Origin of the sequence: Mycobacterium sp. NPDC048908 (assembly GCF_043197955.1) — a bacterium.
Taxonomy (GTDB): Bacteria; Actinomycetota; Actinomycetes; order Mycobacteriales; family Mycobacteriaceae; genus Mycobacterium.
On record NZ_JBICUE010000006.1, the window covers coordinates 23,308 to 40,456 of the forward strand.

Below are 17,149 nucleotides of genomic sequence, written 5' to 3' on the forward strand. Positions count from 1 at the left end.
TGAAAGCTGTCAGCCTGCGCGCAGACGTTCGAGCGCTTCGCGTACCCGATTCGAGTCGGCCGTGGCCCAGAACGGCGGCAGCGACGCTCGCAAGTAACCGCCGTAGCGGGCGGTCGCCATCCGCGAATCCAGCACCGCGACCACGCCACGGTCGTCGATACGTCGCAGCAGGCGGCCTGCGCCCTGCGCCAGCAGCAACGCCGCGTGGCTGGCGGCGACGGCCATGAAGCCGTTGCCGCCGTGGGCCGCCACGGCGCGCTGGCGCGCTGTCAGCAGTGGGTCGTCAGGGCGGGGGAACGGGATCCGGTCGATGAGCACCAGCGACAGGGACGGGCCCGGCACGTCCACGCCCTGCCACAGCGACAGCGTGCCGAACAAAGACGTTTCGGCATCGTCGGCGAATCGCTGTACCAGTGCCGACGTGGTGTCGTCGCCTTGACACAACACGGGGGTGTCAAGTCGGTCGCGCATGATCTCTGCTGCGGCCTTCGCCGCGCGCATCGACGAGAACAATCCCAGCGTCCGCCCGCCCGCCGCGGTGATCAACGCCTGGATCTCGTCGAGTTGCTCGGCCGACCCGGTGCCGTCGCGACCAGGCGGCGGCAGATGCGCGGCGACGTAGAGGATGCCCGATTTCGCGTGTTCGAACGGGGACCCGACGTCGAGGCCGCGCCATTTGACCTCATCGTCGGCCAGCCCCCACGCCGAGGCCATCGAATCGAATGTGCCACCGATCGTCAGCGTCGCTGAGGTCAGCACAGCGGTGGTGTGCTCAAATAGCCTGCCGCGCAATAGGCCTGCTACCGACAGGGGCGCCACCCGCAGCACGGCGCGCACACTTCCGCGGATATCCTCGTGCTCCAGCCACACCACATCGGTGCGGTCGGCGATCGCGGGCACGAAGGACGACAGAATGCGGGTCGCGGTGTCGCTGATATCGTTCAGCGCGGTCACGGCCTCGGCACGCGCGGAGGCCGCCTTCGGGTCACTGGGCGCGGTGTCGACGGCCGAGCGCGCCTTGTTCGCGGCGTCGCGCAGCGCGGTCAGGTAGGTGGCCATCTCGTCGTCGAGCACGTCGATGCGGCCCGGGGTGGCGTCGTGGATCGCCGAGGACAGCGTCGCCGTCGCGGCCTCGAGTCGCTGAACGAGTTCGGGGTCGATGAGCCTGCTGACCCTGCGGTGCGCGGCCGCCAGTGAGGTGGCGGACAACTCGCCTGTGGCCACGCCGGTCACCCGGTCGACCAGTTCGTGAGCCTCGTCGACGACGAGCAGATGATGTTCGGGAAGCACGGCGGCGTCGGTCATCGCGTCGATTGCCAGCAACGCGTGGTTCGTGACCACGACATCGGCATGGCCGGCCTTGTCGCGGGCCCGCTCGGCGAAGCAGTCGGTGCCGAACGGGCAGCGGGCCACCCCGATGCACTCGCGCGCCGAGACCGAGACCTGCGACCACGACCGATCCGGAACCCCGGGGGTCAGCTCATCGCGGTCACCGGTGTCGGTGTTCGACGACCATGCGATCAATCGCTGCACGTCGCGGCCCAGCGCACTGGCGGCCATCGGCTCGAACAGTTCCTCCTGCGGCCGGTCCTCCGGCTCGCTGGCGGCGCCGTTGTGAATTTTGTTCAGGCACAAGTAGTTTCCGCGCCCCTTCAACAATGCGAACTCCGGCCTGCGGGGCAGCGCATCGGCCAGCGAGTCGGCCAACCGCGGCAGGTCGCGGTCGACGAGCTGACGCTGAAGGGCAATGGTCGCGGTCGACACCACCACCGGATCTTCGGTCTCTACGGCCTTGGCGATCGCAGGCACCAGGTAGGCCAGCGATTTGCCGGTGCCCGTGCCCGCCTGCACGGCGAGGTGCTCGCCGGTGTCGAAAGCGCGCGCGACGGCCTCCGCCATCTCTATCTGGCCGCCTCGCTCGCTGCCGCCTAACGCGGCGACCGCTGTGGCCAGCAGTTCCGTGACGTCCGTGGCTTCTCCTAGTTGGCTGGCGGGATCATCCGGGTCGTGACCGCGGGCTCGCCCTTGGACAACTTCAGGCCGTCCCATGGCAGGCTGTGCAGCCCTTCCTTGACGCGCTTGCGCGCCGAATCGATGCCTAGGTCGCCGACCGGTTCACCGTCACGCACCAAATCGACGGTCAGCGCGCGTCCCGAGTCGTCGCGGGGAGGGTGTGCGTACGGATAGACGATCTCCTCGAGGATGGTTCCGGTTGGCTTACATGTCCGCAGCGCCTGCTTGCGTCCGCCGTGGGATTCCTTGAGGCTGCTGCGTTTCTCGACAGGCATGCCGTCGACCTCCACCAGCTTGTAGACCATGCTGGCGGTCGGCGCCCCGGACCCGGTGACCACCGAAGTGCCGACACCGTAGATGTCGACGGGTTCGGCGCGCAGTGCGGCAATCGCGAACTCGTCCAGATCGCCGGACACCACGATCCGGGTCTTGGTCGCGCCGAGCGTGTCCAGCTGCTCACGCACCTGACGAGCCATCACGCCCAGATCTCCTGAGTCGATTCGCACCGCGCCCAGTGCAGTGCCGGCCACCTCGACGGCGTTGGCCACGCCCTGCGTGATGTCGTAGGTGTCGACCAGCAGCGTGGTGCCGACACCGAGGGCGTCGACCTGGGCTCTGAAAGCAGACTTCTCGTCGGGACCCTGCGCGGTGGTGTGGAGCAGCGTGAACGCGTGCGCGCTGGTGCCCAACGCGGGTACTCCGTAGCGGTGTTGCGCCTCGAGGTTCGACGACCCCGCGAATCCGGCGATGTAGGCCGCGCGTGCCGAGGCGACCGCGGCCTGCTCATGTGTGCGTCGTGAGCCCATTTCGATGAGTGGACGTTCGACGGCCGCGCTGACCATGCGGGCGGCGGCCGAGGCGATCGCGGTGTCGTGGTTGAAGATCGACAGCGCCAGTGTTTCCAGCAATACGCATTCGCCGAACGTCCCGTGCACCGACAACACGGGGGAGCCCGGGAAGTACAGCTCGCCCTCGGCGTAGCCGTCGACGTCACCGGAGAACCGGTAGTCGGCGAGGTACGTGAGCGTTTCACGGTCCAGCGAGCTCTCGAGCGAGGCCAGCGCGGTGTCGTCGAACGTGAACTGCGCCAATGCTTCCACGAACCGCGCGGTGCCCGCGACGACGCCGTAGCGCCTGCCCTCGGGTAGCCGGCGGGCGAAGATCTCGAAGCTGGCACGGCGGTGCGCGGTGCCGTCCCGCAGTGCGGCCGCAAGCATCGTCAACTCGTATTTGTCGGTCAGCAACGCCGAAGACGAGGTAGCCACACCGCAACGGTAACGGTTGAGCGGCCTCGGTATCCTGATCCACATGGTGACTCCGGCGAAGACCCGACCGGGAACTCGCGAGGAACGGGATGTCAAGACTATTGATGCGACGGACACCCCTTGGGTGACCGTCGTCTGGGACGATCCCGTGAACCTGATGACATACGTGACATACGTCTTCCAGAAGCTGTTCGGCTACAGCGAACCGCAGGCCACCAAGCTGATGCTGCAGGTGCACAACGAAGGCAAGGCAGTGGTGTCCGCGGGCAGCCGCGAATCCATGGAGGTCGACGTGTCCAAGCTCCATGCCGCGGGCTTGTGGGCGACCATGCAGCAGGACCGCTGATCCGGCTGTGCGTAAGTGGAAGCGGGTCGACACCGCCAACGGCCCGCGATTTCGATCCGCCCTCGCCGCGCACGAGGCAGGCCTGCTCAGCAGTTTGGTGACCTCGATGCTGGGCATGCTTGACGACCGTGAATCATCGGCTCCTGCAGACGAACTCGAACAGATCACCGGGATGAAGACCGGCAACTCGACGCCGCCGCAGGACGAGACGATGAAGCGCCTGCTACCTGACTTCCACCGACCGCAGAACGATCATCCCGCAGGCTCGGGCACCATGGAAAGCCTGAACAGTGCGCTGCGCAGTCTGCACGAACCGCAGATCATCGATGCGAAACGCCAAGCCGCGCAACGGTTACTGGACACCTGCCCGCGGGGCGGCGGGAAGTTCGAACTGACCGAAGACGACGCACACGCGTGGGCGGCCGCGGTCAACGATGTGCGACTGGCCCTCGGCACCATGCTGGACATCGGTCCGAACGGGCCCGATGCACTGCCGACGGATCACCCGATGGCAGGACACCTCGACGTATACCAGTGGTTGACGGTGTTGCAGGAGTACCTCGTCCTTGGCCTGATGGACAAGAAATGAGTTCGATAACCGATGTCGGCGGCATCCGCGTCGGCCAGCATCATCGCCTCGATCCGGATGTCACGCTCGGCAACGGCTGGGCCACTGGCACCACCGTCGTGCTGACACCGCCAGGCACCGTCGGTGCCGTTGACGGCCGCGGCGGCGCGCCGGGCACCCGGGAAACCGACCTGCTCGACCCGATCAACTCGGTGCAGCACGTCGACGCCGTCGTGTTGACCGGCGGCAGCGCCTACGGCCTGGCCGCCGCCGACGGCGTGATGACCTTCCTCGAGGAGCAAGGCCGCGGCGTGACGTTGGACGGCGGCGTGGTGCCGATCGTGCCCGCTGCAGTGGTGTTCGATCTGCCGGTCGGCGGTTGGCAGTGCAGGCCGACCGCCGAGTTCGGCTACGCGGCGGCCGAGAGGGCGGGCGCCGAAGTCGCCATCGGAACCGTCGGTGCAGGCACCGGCGCACGCGTTGGTGTGCTCAAGGGTGGAGTGGGGACGGCCTCCGTGACGCTGAACCTCGGGGTCACGGTCGGCGCGATCGTGGTGGTCAACGCCGCCGGTGATGCCGTCGACCCCGACACCGGGTTGCCGTGGCAGGCCGACCACATCGAGGAGTTCGGTCTGGTCGCGCCGCCGGCGGACCAGATCGCCGCCTACGCCGACCGCCACGCCGAGTTCAGTCCGCTGAACACCACGATCGCAGTGGTCGCCACCGACGCCGCCCTGAGCCCGGCGGGCTGCCGTCGGGTGGCCGTAGCGGCGCATGACGGCCTGGCCCGTACCATCCGGCCGTGTCACACCCCGCTGGACGGCGATACGGTGTTCGCGCTGGCCACCGGTGCCGTCGAGGTGCCGCCGGAGCCGACCACGCCCGCGTCGATGTCGCCGGAGGTGCCGCTGATCACGGCGGTCGGCGCCGCGGCGGCGGACTGCTTGGCCCGTGCCGTGCTGGTGGGCGTATTGGCCGCCGAGTCGGTCGCCGGAATACCGTCGTATCGGGACATGTTGCCCGGAGCGTTCGAATGAGGCCGCCGAAACTGGGGGTACCTCCCGCTTGCGGGGGAGATTCCGACAGGCTTGTACTCGACATTTTGCTGCTGGAATACAGTTTCACCGCAGGAAGGAAGCAGACGTGTTGGTGATCCGCGCCGACTTGGTCGACGCCATGGTCGCGCATGCCCGCGCCGACCATCCCGACGAGGCGTGCGGGGTGATCGCGGGGCCCGAAGGTTCCGATCGGCCCGAGCGGTTCATCGCGATGGTCAACGCTGAGCGCTCGCCCACGTTCTACCGGTTCGACTCCGGTGAGCAACTCAAGGTGTGGCGGGCGATGGACCAAGCCGACGAGGTGCCCGTTGTGATCTACCACTCGCATACCGCGACCGAGGCCTATCCGAGTCGCACCGACATCTCATATGCGTCCGAACCCGACGCGCACTACGTGCTGGTTTCCACACGCGATCCCGACGAACACGAGTTGCGCAGCTATCGCATTCTCGACGGTGTCGTCACCGAGGAACCCGTCAAAATCGTTGAGCAGTACTAGAAAGGCTTAGTCATGTCCGTTGAGGTTTCCATCCCGACCATCCTGCGTACCCACACGGGCGGCGAGAAGCGAGTGTCCGCATCCGGCGCCACGCTGCAGGACGTCATCAGCGACCTGGAGGCCAACTACTCCGGCATCTCCGATCGTCTCGTCGATAACGGCAAGCTGCACCGCTTCGTCAACATCTATGTCAACGACGAGGACGTGCGGTTCTCGGGCGGGCTGGACACCGCGATCTCCGACGGCGACTCGGTGACGATTCTGCCCGCCGTCGCAGGCGGCTAGCTTGACCCGCTACGACTCGCTGCTGCAGGCGCTCGGCGACACGCCTCTGGTTGCGCTGCACAGACTTTCGCCAAAGTGGGACAGCGACCCGCATGTGCGGCTGTGGGCCAAGCTCGAGGACCGCAATCCGACCGGATCCATCAAGGACCGGCCCGCGCTGCGGATGATCGAGGATGCCGAACGCAGAGGCATCCTGCAGCCCGGCGCGACGATCCTGGAGCCGACGAGCGGCAACACCGGCATCTCGCTGGCGGTGGCCGCGCTGCTCAAGGGCTACCGGATGATCTGTGTGATGCCCGAGAACACCTCGATCGAGCGCAGACAGTTGCTCGAACTGTATGGCGCGAAGATCATCTACTCGCCAGCCGAGGGCGGTTCCAACACCGCGGTGGCGCACGCGAAAGAGCTTGCCGCTCAGAACCCTTCGTGGGTGATGCTGTATCAGTACGGCAACGAGTCCAACACGCTGGCGCACTACGAGGGCACCGGACCCGAGTTGCTCGCCGACCTCCCCGAAATCACGCACTTCGTCGCGGGCCTCGGCACTACCGGCACGCTGATGGGAACCGGACGGTATCTGCGTGAGCAGGTGCCCGACGTGCAGATCGTCGCCGCCGAACCCCGTTACGGCGAAGGCGTTTACGCGTTGCGCAACATCGACGAGGGCTTCATCCCCGAGCTGTACGACCCGGATGTGCTGACCACGCGCTACTCCGTCGGGTCCTACGACGCGATCAAGCGCACCCGGGAGCTGGTTCAGGTCGAAGGCATCTTCGCGGGCATCTCGACCGGTGCTGTGCTGCACGCCGCACTGGGCATGGCGGCCAAGGCGGTGAAGGCGGGCGAGCGGGCCGATATCGCGTTCGTCGTTGCGGACGCCGGGTGGAAGTACCTGTCGACCGGTGCGTACGCCGGTAGCCTTGATGATGCTGAAGACGCATTGGAAGGACAGCTCTGGGCGTGAGCGCACCTGGCTATACCACCCCACCGCAGCCGAAGAAGCGGCCTGCGTGGGTGGTCGGCGGGGTCACCGTCGTCACATTCGTGGCGCTGCTCTGGATCGTCGAACTGTTCGACTCGCTGTCCAACCATCGCCTCGACGACAACGGCATCCGGCCGCTGGAGACCGACGGACTGCTTGGCATCCTGTTCGCGCCGCTGCTGCATGCGAACTGGGATCACCTCATCGCCAACACCATTCCCGCGCTCATCCTGGGCTTCCTGATGACCCTGGCGGGGATGTCGCGGTTCATCTTCGCCACTGTGCTCATCTGGCTGCTCGGAGGGTTCGGCACCTGGCTGATCGGCAATGTCGGAGCGCACTGCCCGTACGTCGGCGTCCGCTGCGAGGCCAACCACATCGGGGCCTCCGGCCTGATCTTCGGCTGGCTGGCGTTTCTGATCGTGTTCGGTTTCTTCACGCGCAAGATCTGGGAGATCGTCGTCGGCATCATCGTGTTGTTCGTCTACGGCAGCGTGCTGCTCGGGGTGCTGCCGGGCACTCCTGGAGTGTCGTGGCAAGGCCACCTGTGCGGCGCGGTTGCGGGAGTGTTCGCGGCGTACCTGTTGTCCGGTCCTGAACGCAAGGCACGCGAGCAACGCAATCGCAAAGCGGCCAACCCATATCTGACGACGTGAACTCCGCAATGGCACCCGTCGGGATCTTCGATTCCGGCGTCGGCGGGCTGACGGTGGCGCGGGCCATCATCGACCAGCTACCCGACGAGGACATCATCTACGTCGGCGATACCGGCAACGGCCCCTACGGCCCGCTGACCATCCCCGAGATCCGGGCCCATGCGCTGGCGATCGGCGACGACCTGGTGTCACGGGGAGTCAAGGCATTGGTGATCGCATGCAACACCGCATCCTCGGCGATGCTGCGCGATGCCCGTGAGCGATACGCGCCCGTCCCGGTCGTCGAAGTGATCCTGCCCGCGGTGCGGCGTGCGGTGGCCGCGACCAGAACCGGCCGCATCGGGGTGATCGGCACCGCGGCGACGATTGCGTCGGGTGCATACCAGGACGCGTTCGCGGCGGCCCGCGACACGGAGGTGATCGGCGTGGCATGCCCGCGGTTCGTCGACTTCGTCGAGCGCGGCGTGACCAGCGGCCGACAGGTGCTCGGCCTCGCGGAGGGGTACCTCGAGCCGCTGCAGCGCGCGGAGGTCGACACACTGGTGCTTGGCTGCACGCACTACCCGATGCTGTCCGGGCTGATTCAGTTGGCGATGGGCGATTCGGTGACGCTGGTGTCCAGTGCCGAGGAGACAGCTAAGGACTTGCTGAGAGTGCTGACCGAACTGGATTTGCTGAGGCCGCACGACGCACCGCAGGCGCGACGGCTGTTCGAATCGACGGGCGATCCGGAGGCCTTCACCACGCTCGCGGCCCGGTTTCTCGGCCCCACGCTGGACGGTGTTCGCCCTGTTCAGCGTCACGTTGCGGCCCAAAGGTGATTTCTGTCGTGCAAACGGGCGATGTTTTCGTCAACCGGACAACGGGCATGGCAAGCTAGTGAGCGTGCGAATCACCGTACTCGGTTGCTCCGGCAGTGTTGTCGGGCCGGATTCGCCAGCATCGGGCTACCTGCTCACCGCCCCCGACACCCCGCCGATGGTCATCGACTTCGGCGGCGGCGTGCTCGGCGCCTTGCAGCGGCACGCCGACCCCAACTCCGTGCACGTGCTGCTTTCGCATCTCCACGCCGACCACTGCCTGGACTTACCCGGCTTATTCGTGTGGCGTCGTTACCACCCGACGCCCGCCGCGCAGCGCGGGATGATGTACGGCCCGGCCAACACATGGGCGCGACTAGGCGCCGCGTCGTCACCAGAAGGCGGGGAGATCGACGATTTCTCCGACATCTTCGACATCCGGCACTGGGTGGACAACCAATCAGTGCAAATCGGCACGCTGTCCGTCGTGCCCAAGTTGGTGTGTCATCCGACGGAGTCCTATGGCCTGCGCATCACCGACCCGACGGGCGCGACGCTGGTGTACAGCGGCGACACCGGCTACTGCGATCAACTGATCGACCTGGCCCGCGATGCGGACGTGTTCCTGTGCGAGGCGTCGTGGACGCATTCGCACGAGCGGCCGCCGAAGTTGCATCTCTCCGGCACCGAGGCCGGCCGGGCCGCCGCGCTGGCGGGGGTGCGGGAACTGTTGTTGACTCACATTCCGCCGTGGACGTCACGCGAGGATGTGATCAGCGAGGCAAAGGCCGAATTCGACGGTCCGGTGCACGCGGTGGTGTGCAACGAGACGTTTGATATCGCGCGGGCCTGAGCGCAATTGAATTCAGCGCGGGCCTGAGCGCAATTAGGTCAGCGCGGGCCTGAGCGCAGTTAGGTCCAGCGGTTAGGGTTGGCTCGTGTCCAGACGAGAAGACGGCCGCCTCGACGACGAGCTTCGGCCGGTTCGTATCACCCGCGGCTTCACCTCCCATCCCGCTGGTTCGGTGTTGGTGGAGTTCGGCGAGACCAGGGTGATGTGCACGGCGAGTGTGACCGAGGGCGTGCCGCGCTGGCGTAAAGGTTCCGGACTGGGCTGGTTGACGGCCGAATACGCGATGCTGCCGGCCGCCACCCACGAGCGGTCGGACCGCGAGTCGGTCAAAGGCCGGATCGGCGGGCGCACGCAGGAGATCAGCCGACTGGTCGGCAGGTCGCTTCGCGCATGCATAGATCTTGCGGCGCTGGGCGAGAACACCATCGCGCTCGACTGCGATGTGCTGCAGGCCGACGGCGGCACCCGGACCGCGGCGATCACCGGCGCGTACGTCGCGTTGGCCGATGCGGTGACGTATCTCGGCGCGGCGGGCAAGCTGTCGGATCCGCGGCCGCTGTCGTGTGCGATCGCGGCCGTCAGCGTCGGTGTCGTCGACGGCCGAGTCCGCGTCGACTTGCCGTATTCGGAAGACTCGCGCGCCGAGGTGGACATGAACGTTGTCGCGACCGACACCGGCACGCTCGTCGAGATTCAGGGCACGGGTGAAGGCGCGACGTTCCCGCGCTCGACTCTGGACAAGATGCTCGATGCCGCGATGGCCGCGTGCGAGCAGTTGTTCGCCGTCCAGCTCGAAGCACTCGAACTGCCGTATCCCGGCACATTGCCCGAGACGACCGAGCCCACGAAGAAGGCGTTCGGCAGCTAGCCGGGTCGGCGCCAAGAATCTTCCAAGAGGGCTGCCGCATGGTGTTGCAATGTCTCGATCTCTTGTCGCTGCGGTTGCGGCCGCGGCTCTCGTGTCTGGTGGCCTGAGCGCCGCGGTATTTCCACTGGCCGTGGGTACTGCCCAGGCCGCACCCCTGTGTTCGCCGTCGAACGCAAATGTTGCACCGTGCGCCCCGCCTGAGGGCGCCCCGGCGTGCAACGCCTTTGGCGACTGTGGGCAGCTGTGGTGCCCGGGTTCCGGGATGAGCGCGGTACCCGGCTGGGACGTGAACGTCTGCCACACCTTCCATTTCGACCCGAACGCTCCGTTGACCAAGCCGATCATGATCTCGGGCAACCCTCCTGGTCCGCCGGCGCCTCCTCCGCCGCCGTGCATACTTTTCATCAATTGCCTGCCGGGATTGACGCATCCCTGACCGATCGGCGCCGCTGCCAGGCTGCTCCAGAATGGCGTCTTTAGTGTGGGAGCGAGGGACGACCACTTAGGAGCACTTCTTGACCGACTTGTTGGTGGCCAGCCGAAACCCGAAGAAGCTGGCCGAGTTGCGGCGGGTGCTCGACAGCGCAGGAGTGGCGTTGACGCTGCTGTCGTTGGACGACGTCGCGCCGTTCGAGGAGGCGCCAGAGACCGGTGCGACGTTCGAGGAGAACGCGCTGGCCAAGGCGCGCGATGCGTTTCGCGCCTCGGGCTTGCCGTCCGTGGCCGACGATTCAGGGTTGGAAGTCGATGCGCTGAACGGGATGCCGGGTGTGCTGTCGGCCAGGTGGTCGGGGCGGCACGGCGACGACTCGGCGAACACCCGACTGCTGTTGGCGCAACTGCTCGATGTGCCCGACGAGCGGCGGGGCGCGTCGTTCGTCTCGGCGTGTGCGCTGGTGTCCGCGACCCGCGAGGTCGTCGTGCGCGGGCGGTGGCCGGGCAGCATTGTCCACGAGCCGCGGGGCAGCGGCGGGTTCGGTTACGACCCGGTGTTCCTGCCGCAGGGTTGGTATCGCACCGCCGCCGAACTCAGCCCGGAGCAGAAGGACTCGGTCTCACATCGCGGCCGCGCACTGTCGGCGCTGCTGCCGGCGCTGCGGCAGTTGGCCTCCGGCTGACTGTGCGCCGGTGCAGCGCCCATGCGGCCGGGATCGTCAGCGCGACTGTCACCGCGATCAGTCCCGGCAGTGAGCCGGTGAACAACGGCCAGTGCAGCACGAGGCTCATCGTCACGGCCATGATCGGCACGTGCAGCAGGAAGATCTCGTAGGAGATCTCGCCAAGCCACACCAGCGGCCGAGTGCTCAGCAACCGGTCGTACCAACCCTTGGAGCCGAGTGCGATAGGCGCCACCACGAGCGTCGCGATCGCCGTGTACATCAGCGACTTGGTGACCGGACCGGACGTGGCGGCGACGGCGAGGTAGAGAACGGTCGCGAGGCCGATCGCCGCGGTGGCGTGGCACCTAGCACCGGTGGCTTCGAGGACGGCGAGCGCCATGCCGCCTGCGAACCATGCGAGGTGTGCGGGCAGCCACATCCCTGCCGAGTTCGGCAACATGTCCGTGGTCGAGACGACGGCGAGCCAGAGGGGCGAGATCGCGGCCAGCGCGGTGAGCGCCAACAGGGCACGTCGCGGCCGCCAACGGCCTCGCAGCACCAGGTAGGCGAGTGCGGGCAGCGCGGCGTAGAAGGACACCTCGACGGCCAGGCTCCACACCTGCGACAGGCCGGTGTGCAGCAGGGTGATCAGGTAGTCGTTGACGTAGATCTGCGTGAATGTGAGGTAGCGCAGCAGCCCGTACCATGTCTGCCCGGGGTTCGGGCCTGGGGTGAAGACGGTGTACAACGCGAAGACCGCCAACACCGTCACGACGTAACCGGGCAGAATCCGACGGGCCCGATGCCATGCATAGCGGCTCAGATCGGGGCGCGCGGAGCGTCCTGCGGTCGCGCCCACCCAGGGGCGGAACAGCAGGAAGCCGGTGAGGACAAAGAAGATCGCGACGCCGATTTCGAGGCGGGCGTAGATCTGGCCGACGTAGCCATGACTGAGCTTCCCGGTGGCGAAGGCGGCGTGAGTGCCGACGACGAGCAGGGCCGCGACGGCACGAAGGCCCGTCAGGGCGGAGGTACGTGATGGGTGTGATGGTGTAGTGGCCGTTGTCACACCGCTCGCCGGGGTGCGGCTACAGCACACCCCGAGGCTGGCTGACACTGCATCGAGTGTACCGAGCCTAGAAACCGAACTGCGTCTTGATGTTTCGGGTCTGAATATTCTCGACGATGATGCCGACGAGCGGGATGGTGCCCGCCAGCAGCACGCCGATGGTCTTGGCGATCGGCCAGCGCACCTTGACCGCGAGGTTCGCCGTGGCGATCAGGTAGATGAAGTACACCCAGCCGTGTACGACGCCGATCCAGGTCGGTGGGTTGTCGACTTTGACGACGTACCTGACCACGATCTCGTAGCACAGGGCGATCAACCAGACGCCGGTCGTCCACGCCATGACGCGATACGCCAGCAGCGCCTTGCGAATGGTCTCGACGGGAGTGGTCGGGGCTTCGGTCATGGCGTCTTGTGTTCCTTGTCTTGGTCGGCGAGCTCGGCAAGGTAGGCGTTGTATTCGCGGAGTGTGGGATCGTCGTCGGAAAGCGCTGCGGCCTTTGGCCGTTCGGGCAACAGGCCGGTGGGGATCTCGGTCGCGGAGTCGTGTCGTCGAGGTTCGGGCGGGGCGTCCTCGTAGCGCACGAACTTGTAGTAGCCGTAGACGCAGAACCCCGCGAACAGCGGCCACTGCAGGGCGTAGCCGAGGTTCTGGAATGTGCCGGACGCGGACTCGAAGCGGGTCCACTGCCACCAGGCCAGGGCCAGGCAACCGGCGGCGGCGACGATCACCAACGCGATCAGCGCTGGTCTCCTACGCCGTGTAGTGGACACCATTCAACGGTACCGCGCGGTCCTGGGCCCGACGAATTCGTCCAGGCGGGCCGTGGCGGCTTTGCGGTTCGCCCGAAATGCACGTTTTGTTCGGCGTCACTCGCACTTTCCCTACAAAACGTGCATTTCGGACGGAGACGATCTTCTTGCTCGACCGCGTCCAGGGAATTTCGAAGGCGTCGAGTGCGGCGGTGAACAGCCCCGTTCGCTGTCCTGGCATCAAGATTTCGATCGCCTGCCGACAGTACATGCCGACCGCATGGCCTCACGCTATGCAGCGCTGGTGACAATTTGCGACGCGTCCGGGCGGTACGATCGGCACTCACGCGCGAGTGGCGAAATGGCAGACGCGATGGCTTTAGGTGCCATTGTCCTATGGACGTGGGGGTTCGAGTCCCCCCTCGCGCACCAGATCGTGGTCCGACCCTCAGCCGCGTTTGGCGAAGTAGCGCTGGCCGCCGGCAGGCACCTGGCCGAGGCCGGCCTTCAGCAGCGGCGCAAGCACCTTCACGGGCAGCCGGAATCTGTCCTTGGGTTCGATTGCGACCACCCAGGTGAACAGGGTCTGGTCCCCGTCGGGTTCGACGATGTAATTCTCGGCGAAGCGCCGCAGAATCGGCAGCGTCGACTCGTATACATAGAACGCGTGGCTCGTGCCCCCGTCCCACCGGAAGTAGCGCTCGCGCATCGTCGATCCGCCAGGAGCCTCGACCTCGCGGGTGGTACCGACGCCGAACGGCCGTGGCGTCGTCCAGGTCACCTTCTTGATCGACGGTCCCCACGCGGCCAGCGACACGTCCGACGTCAGCTGCTCCCAGACCTCCGCGGGCGTCGCCGCGAACCGCTTCTGATAGCGGAACACATGCGGGGCCGAAGAGAAGAACTCGTCGTCAGCGGACTCGAGCGGATGCCAGCGCGTCATGCTGACCATCTTGGCGGTAGTTCACGCCCTCCGGACCGGAAACCCGTTGTGCTCCGCCAGCGACCTCAACTGCTTCAGCGCGAACCGACGCCCCCGCCCCGCATGCGGTATCAGCACGCCCGCCCACACGCCCTGCGCTCCCGGCGTCTCACAGGCTTCCTGAGCACACCGCCACCGCCGGGGGCACGCGCGGCACAGTTGCTTGGCACCTTCGTCGGCGACGGTCGTCCATCGATCTGGATCGCGCGTGCACACAAGGTCTTGCACCCAAGCTCGCCTTTCTTTCGCGACCGACAATATGACTGTATTGTATGAGCGATACGGACATATTGTCGAACGCGCCGAATCTGCGCGCATATCACATAGGTGTATGAATGAAGGCCGTGCTGCCCGAGCGGAACCGAGTCACCGTCGACGAAACCCCACCGACGGAGCGGATCCGCAGTGCGGCGCTGAAGAGCTTCGCGGCACATGGCACCGCGGCGACGTCTCTGCGGACCGTGGCCGACGCCGCTGGGGTGTCTGTCGGCCTGGTGCAGCACCACTTCACCAACAAGGCCGGCCTCATTCAGGCCGTCGACGACTACGTGATGGCGATCGTCGTCGCCACGATCTCTCAGCCGATTCCGCCGCCGCCCGCCGACTCAGTCGCCGAGATGAGCAGCCGCGTCACCACCATCATGGCCGAGTACCCCGAGATCGCCGACTACGTCGGCCGTGCCCTGCTCGACGGCAGCCCGTTGGGCACCGCGATCTTCGACACCTTGACCGCATTTGGCATCGCCAGGTGGAACCAGCGGAGCGAACGCGGTGAAATGCGTCCCGAAATCGACGTGACGTGGGGCGCGCTCAACTCGTTGGTGCTGGCCCTCGGCAGCCTCATCCTGCGTAAGCATGTCGAGCGTCAACTTCCGGAGCCGCTCACCGCGCCGAATCAACTGGCGCGGTGGGAGCGGTCGGTCAACATGTTGTTGCGCGACGGGCTTTTTCGGCGTCTCGGCTGAGCCCTAGCTTCCGACCTTTATCTCGCCCATCTCGCCCCAGCCCGTCGCCTCGATCTCTGAGCTGATGATCATCGGTGTCGATGACAGCAGGGCGGGCGCCTCGGCGACGAACTTCTTGAAGTGCTCGCTGGTGACGTGCTCCTTGCCCGCATCCCCGTCGCGAAAGCCCTCCACCAGAACGTATTCCGATGGATCCGCCACGCTGCGCGACCAGTCGAAGAACAGGTTGCCGGGTTCGTTGCGGGTGGCCGCGGTGAACTCCTCCACCTCATCGGTGAAGTTCTCGACATACTCCGCCTTCGGTCGCCACTTGACCACGATGAAGATCATTCTGACTGCTCCTTACGGGGTGAGGATGGCTCGGCCGCGGACGTTGCCGTTGTCGAGATCGGTGATCGCGGATTGGAAGTCGTCGAGCGCGTACTTCTGGGTGTGCAGGTTGACCGCGCCGCTCGCCGCGAGCGCCATCAAATCGCACAGGTCGTTGTACGACCCGACGAGGTTACCGACGAAGTTGATTTCCGTGGAGATGATGTCGATCGTCGGTACGTTGATGTTCTCGCCATAGCCGACGACGTGATAATCGCCCGCCCGCCGCAACATCGCCACCCCTTCTGCCGTCGCTCCGCCTTCGCCGACGAAGTCGACGACTACCTCCGCGCCATGGCCGCCCGTCAGTGACAGCACCTGGTCCACTTGACTGCCGTCGGCTACCACGCCGTGGTCGGCCCCGATCGCTTCGGCGAGTTTGAGAGCCTCCGAATTGCGATCCACGACGATCAACGTGGCCGGCGAAAGCGCCTTGAGCACCTGAATTCCGATGTGGCCCAGACCGCCTGCGCCGATGATGACGCACTTGTCGCGCGGGGTCAGTCGCTTCGAGGCCTTGGCCGCCGCGTGATATGCGGTCAGACCCGCATCGGCCAGCGCGGCGACGTCCGACGGCTCGAGCGAGTCGTCGATCTTCACGACGCTGCGCGCCGATGTCTTCAGGTAATCGGCGTAGCCGCCGTTGGTGTCGATTCCCGGGAAGGCGTTTGACTCGCAATGCACGTCGTCACCCGACCGACACGCGCGGCACAGCCCGCAGGTGATCAACGGGTGAACTATCACTTTGTCGCCTTCGCGGACATTGCTGACAGCCGAGCCAACTGCATGCACCCAACCGGCGTTCTCGTGGCCGATCGTGTACGGCAGCTGCACCTGTGACTTGTCCGCCCACTGGCCTTCCAGGATGTGCAGGTCGGTGCGGCACACCCCGGCGCCGCCGATTCTCACGATGACGTCGAACGGATCGGTAGGCGTCGGGATTGGAAGTTCCTTCATCTCCAAGTTCTGGTGATAGCCGACAACTTGTACGGCCCGCATGGTCTCGCTCATCGAAATGCTCCTTCTTTTGCGACGATCGGGAGTTCGTCTTGATATCGGGTGCGCAACAACGCGCGGCAGAAGTGCGCGTTGCCCTCGATCGAAATTCGTGTTGAGCGTGCGCGACGCAACGCCATCGGGACGTCATCTGCGGAGTAGGTGCGGCCCTCGTGGTTCACCACCACGAAGGCATCTGGTGCCGTCGATAATCCGAGCGCCTGGCGACGTCGCAACAAGGCCGCGGTGTTGTCGCCGTCCGGTAGATCGCGCAGCCGTACATCGCCCAATGACTGTTCGCGCCATTGTGGCTCGGCCCGCAACAGCGCCGTGACGCATCGCTCCATCGCCGCCGTGTGGGCTTTGCGCCGAAATGTTTCCCGCAGACCGTCGAGGCTGTGCTCTGCCTCGTGGCCGAAGGTGCCGCGGTATCCGGCGTCTGCAGCCAAGCCCGCGTTGATGATGTCCGAATCGTGGTGGTCGTCAAGCTCGACCACCACCCGTCGTGTCCAATCCAGGTTGCTCAGCACGTCTTTGGCGTCCGAGGCCATCAGATAGGCGAAGTTGGGCGAGCAGAACGACGTCGGCAGCCGCAGGTGCACCTTCACGTTTCCACTCGGCGACACCGTCAGTGAGCGGACGAAGCCCAGCGCGGTGATCGGTTCGTCGAGTTCAGGGTCCATCACCGCTGCCAGTGCGGCGCAGGCCATTTCGTGTCTGCCCAT

At 66.1% G+C, this 17,149-nt stretch carries 23 protein-coding genes and 1 tRNA gene; 14 read left to right on the forward strand and 10 right to left on the reverse strand.

Going from position 1 to position 17,149, the window contains the following annotated elements:
• Positions 1 to 9 precede the first annotated feature (9 nt).
• Together ACGFK1_RS17110 and ACGFK1_RS17115 are read right to left on the reverse strand one after the other, a co-directional pair.
• Positions 10 to 2,049 carry an ATP-dependent DNA helicase gene (locus ACGFK1_RS17110; protein ID WP_393431341.1) on the reverse strand — a complete coding sequence of 680 codons (2,040 nt, stop codon included), beginning with the start codon at positions 2,047 to 2,049 and terminating at the stop codon, positions 10 to 12.
• Positions 1,980 to 3,323 (reverse strand): nicotinate phosphoribosyltransferase, encoded by a 1,344-nt coding sequence (locus tag ACGFK1_RS17115; protein WP_393431344.1) that lies wholly within the window; start codon positions 3,321 to 3,323, stop codon positions 1,980 to 1,982. The genes ACGFK1_RS17110 and ACGFK1_RS17115 overlap by 70 nt, the downstream gene beginning before the upstream one ends.
• Here ACGFK1_RS17115 and clpS point away from each other — a divergent pair.
• The 12 genes from clpS (at position 3,322) to rdgB (ending at position 11,311) form a co-directional block, all read left to right on the forward strand.
• On the forward strand, positions 3,322 to 3,624 hold the full coding sequence (clpS, locus tag ACGFK1_RS17120; RefSeq protein ID WP_393431347.1) for an ATP-dependent Clp protease adapter ClpS: 303 nt from the start codon (positions 3,322 to 3,324) through the stop codon (positions 3,622 to 3,624). The two genes, ACGFK1_RS17115 and clpS, sit on opposite strands and share 2 nt — an antisense overlap.
• A 7-nt stretch (positions 3,625 to 3,631) precedes the next feature.
• Complete coding sequence (locus tag ACGFK1_RS17125) at positions 3,632 to 4,213, forward strand: DUF2017 domain-containing protein (protein WP_393431350.1); 582 nt, start codon at positions 3,632 to 3,634, stop codon at positions 4,211 to 4,213.
• Positions 4,210 to 5,229 carry a P1 family peptidase gene (locus ACGFK1_RS17130; RefSeq protein ID WP_393431353.1) on the forward strand — a complete coding sequence of 340 codons (1,020 nt, stop codon included), beginning with the start codon at positions 4,210 to 4,212 and terminating at the stop codon, positions 5,227 to 5,229. The genes ACGFK1_RS17125 and ACGFK1_RS17130 overlap by 4 nt, the downstream gene beginning before the upstream one ends.
• Positions 5,230 to 5,305: 76 nt before the next feature.
• Positions 5,306 to 5,749 carry a Mov34/MPN/PAD-1 family protein gene (locus ACGFK1_RS17135; protein WP_393432330.1) on the forward strand — a complete coding sequence of 148 codons (444 nt, stop codon included), beginning with the start codon at positions 5,306 to 5,308 and terminating at the stop codon, positions 5,747 to 5,749.
• 12 nt (positions 5,750 to 5,761) lie between these two features.
• Positions 5,762 to 6,034, forward strand: a complete 273-nt coding sequence (locus ACGFK1_RS17140; protein WP_393431356.1) for a MoaD/ThiS family protein — start codon at positions 5,762 to 5,764, stop codon at positions 6,032 to 6,034.
• 1 nt (position 6,035) lies between these two features.
• Positions 6,036 to 6,998 (forward strand): cysteine synthase, encoded by a 963-nt coding sequence (locus tag ACGFK1_RS17145; protein WP_393431358.1) that lies wholly within the window; start codon positions 6,036 to 6,038, stop codon positions 6,996 to 6,998.
• Positions 6,989 to 7,672 carry a rhomboid family intramembrane serine protease gene (locus ACGFK1_RS17150; protein WP_393432333.1) on the forward strand — a complete coding sequence of 228 codons (684 nt, stop codon included), beginning with the start codon at positions 6,989 to 6,991 and terminating at the stop codon, positions 7,670 to 7,672. The genes ACGFK1_RS17145 and ACGFK1_RS17150 overlap by 10 nt, the downstream gene beginning before the upstream one ends.
• The gene (murI, locus tag ACGFK1_RS17155; RefSeq protein ID WP_393431361.1) at positions 7,669 to 8,493 is read left to right on the forward strand and encodes a glutamate racemase; all 825 of its coding nucleotides are present in this window, start codon (positions 7,669 to 7,671) and stop codon (positions 8,491 to 8,493) included. The genes ACGFK1_RS17150 and murI overlap by 4 nt, the downstream gene beginning before the upstream one ends.
• A 58-nt stretch (positions 8,494 to 8,551) precedes the next feature.
• The gene (locus ACGFK1_RS17160; protein ID WP_393431363.1) at positions 8,552 to 9,325 is read left to right on the forward strand and encodes a cyclic nucleotide-degrading phosphodiesterase; all 774 of its coding nucleotides are present in this window, start codon (positions 8,552 to 8,554) and stop codon (positions 9,323 to 9,325) included.
• A gap of 85 nt (positions 9,326 to 9,410) precedes the next feature.
• The gene (gene rph / locus ACGFK1_RS17165; protein WP_393431366.1) at positions 9,411 to 10,193 is read left to right on the forward strand and encodes a ribonuclease PH; all 783 of its coding nucleotides are present in this window, start codon (positions 9,411 to 9,413) and stop codon (positions 10,191 to 10,193) included.
• A gap of 262 nt (positions 10,194 to 10,455) precedes the next feature.
• Positions 10,456 to 10,629, forward strand: a complete 174-nt coding sequence (locus tag ACGFK1_RS17170; protein WP_393431369.1) for a hypothetical protein — start codon at positions 10,456 to 10,458, stop codon at positions 10,627 to 10,629.
• Positions 10,630 to 10,708: 79 nt separating this feature from the next.
• Positions 10,709 to 11,311 (forward strand): RdgB/HAM1 family non-canonical purine NTP pyrophosphatase, encoded by a 603-nt coding sequence (gene rdgB, locus ACGFK1_RS17175; RefSeq protein WP_393431372.1) that lies wholly within the window; start codon positions 10,709 to 10,711, stop codon positions 11,309 to 11,311.
• Here rdgB and ACGFK1_RS17180 read toward each other — a convergent pair.
• From ACGFK1_RS17180 to ACGFK1_RS17190, 3 genes are all read right to left on the reverse strand, one after another.
• On the reverse strand, positions 11,223 to 12,362 hold the full coding sequence (locus ACGFK1_RS17180; RefSeq protein ID WP_393432336.1) for an acyltransferase family protein: 1,140 nt from the start codon (positions 12,360 to 12,362) through the stop codon (positions 11,223 to 11,225). The genes rdgB and ACGFK1_RS17180 overlap by 89 nt on opposite strands.
• A 67-nt stretch (positions 12,363 to 12,429) precedes the next feature.
• Entirely contained in the window at positions 12,430 to 12,765 is a 336-nt protein-coding gene (locus tag ACGFK1_RS17185; RefSeq protein ID WP_393431375.1) for a DUF3817 domain-containing protein, read from the reverse strand.
• Complete coding sequence (locus ACGFK1_RS17190) at positions 12,762 to 13,133, reverse strand: hypothetical protein (RefSeq protein ID WP_393431378.1); 372 nt, start codon at positions 13,131 to 13,133, stop codon at positions 12,762 to 12,764. The genes ACGFK1_RS17185 and ACGFK1_RS17190 overlap by 4 nt, the downstream gene beginning before the upstream one ends.
• 326 nt (positions 13,134 to 13,459) lie before the next feature.
• Here ACGFK1_RS17190 and ACGFK1_RS17195 point away from each other — a divergent pair.
• Positions 13,460 to 13,544, forward strand: a tRNA-Leu gene (locus ACGFK1_RS17195).
• A gap of 16 nt (positions 13,545 to 13,560) precedes the next feature.
• Here the strand turns inward: ACGFK1_RS17195 and ACGFK1_RS17200 are convergent.
• Positions 13,561 to 14,055, reverse strand: coding sequence for an SRPBCC family protein (locus tag ACGFK1_RS17200; RefSeq protein WP_393431381.1), 495 nt, complete (start codon positions 14,053 to 14,055; stop codon positions 13,561 to 13,563).
• A gap of 21 nt (positions 14,056 to 14,076) precedes the next feature.
• Positions 14,077 to 14,322 carry a WhiB family transcriptional regulator gene (locus ACGFK1_RS17205; protein ID WP_393431383.1) on the reverse strand — a complete coding sequence of 82 codons (246 nt, stop codon included), beginning with the start codon at positions 14,320 to 14,322 and terminating at the stop codon, positions 14,077 to 14,079.
• Positions 14,323 to 14,429: 107 nt separating this feature from the next.
• On the opposite strand from ACGFK1_RS17205, the gene ACGFK1_RS17210 reads away from it, so the two are divergent.
• Complete coding sequence (locus ACGFK1_RS17210; protein WP_393431386.1) at positions 14,430 to 15,059, forward strand: TetR/AcrR family transcriptional regulator; 630 nt, start codon at positions 14,430 to 14,432, stop codon at positions 15,057 to 15,059.
• 3 nt (positions 15,060 to 15,062) lie between these two features.
• On the opposite strand, the gene ACGFK1_RS17215 is transcribed toward ACGFK1_RS17210, so the two are convergent.
• The 3 genes from ACGFK1_RS17215 to ACGFK1_RS17225 are packed head-to-tail and all read right to left on the reverse strand — an operon-like array spanning position 15,063 to position 17,149.
• Positions 15,063 to 15,389: a putative quinol monooxygenase gene (locus ACGFK1_RS17215; RefSeq protein WP_393431388.1), complete on the reverse strand. Its 327-nt coding sequence runs from the start codon at positions 15,387 to 15,389 to the stop codon at positions 15,063 to 15,065.
• Positions 15,390 to 15,401: 12 nt separating this feature from the next.
• Positions 15,402 to 16,427, reverse strand: coding sequence for an NAD(P)-dependent alcohol dehydrogenase (locus tag ACGFK1_RS17220; RefSeq protein ID WP_393432339.1), 1,026 nt, complete (start codon positions 16,425 to 16,427; stop codon positions 15,402 to 15,404).
• Between the two features lie 8 nt (positions 16,428 to 16,435).
• Entirely contained in the window at positions 16,436 to 17,149 is a 714-nt protein-coding gene (locus tag ACGFK1_RS17225; protein ID WP_393431391.1) for an iron-sulfur cluster assembly protein, read from the reverse strand.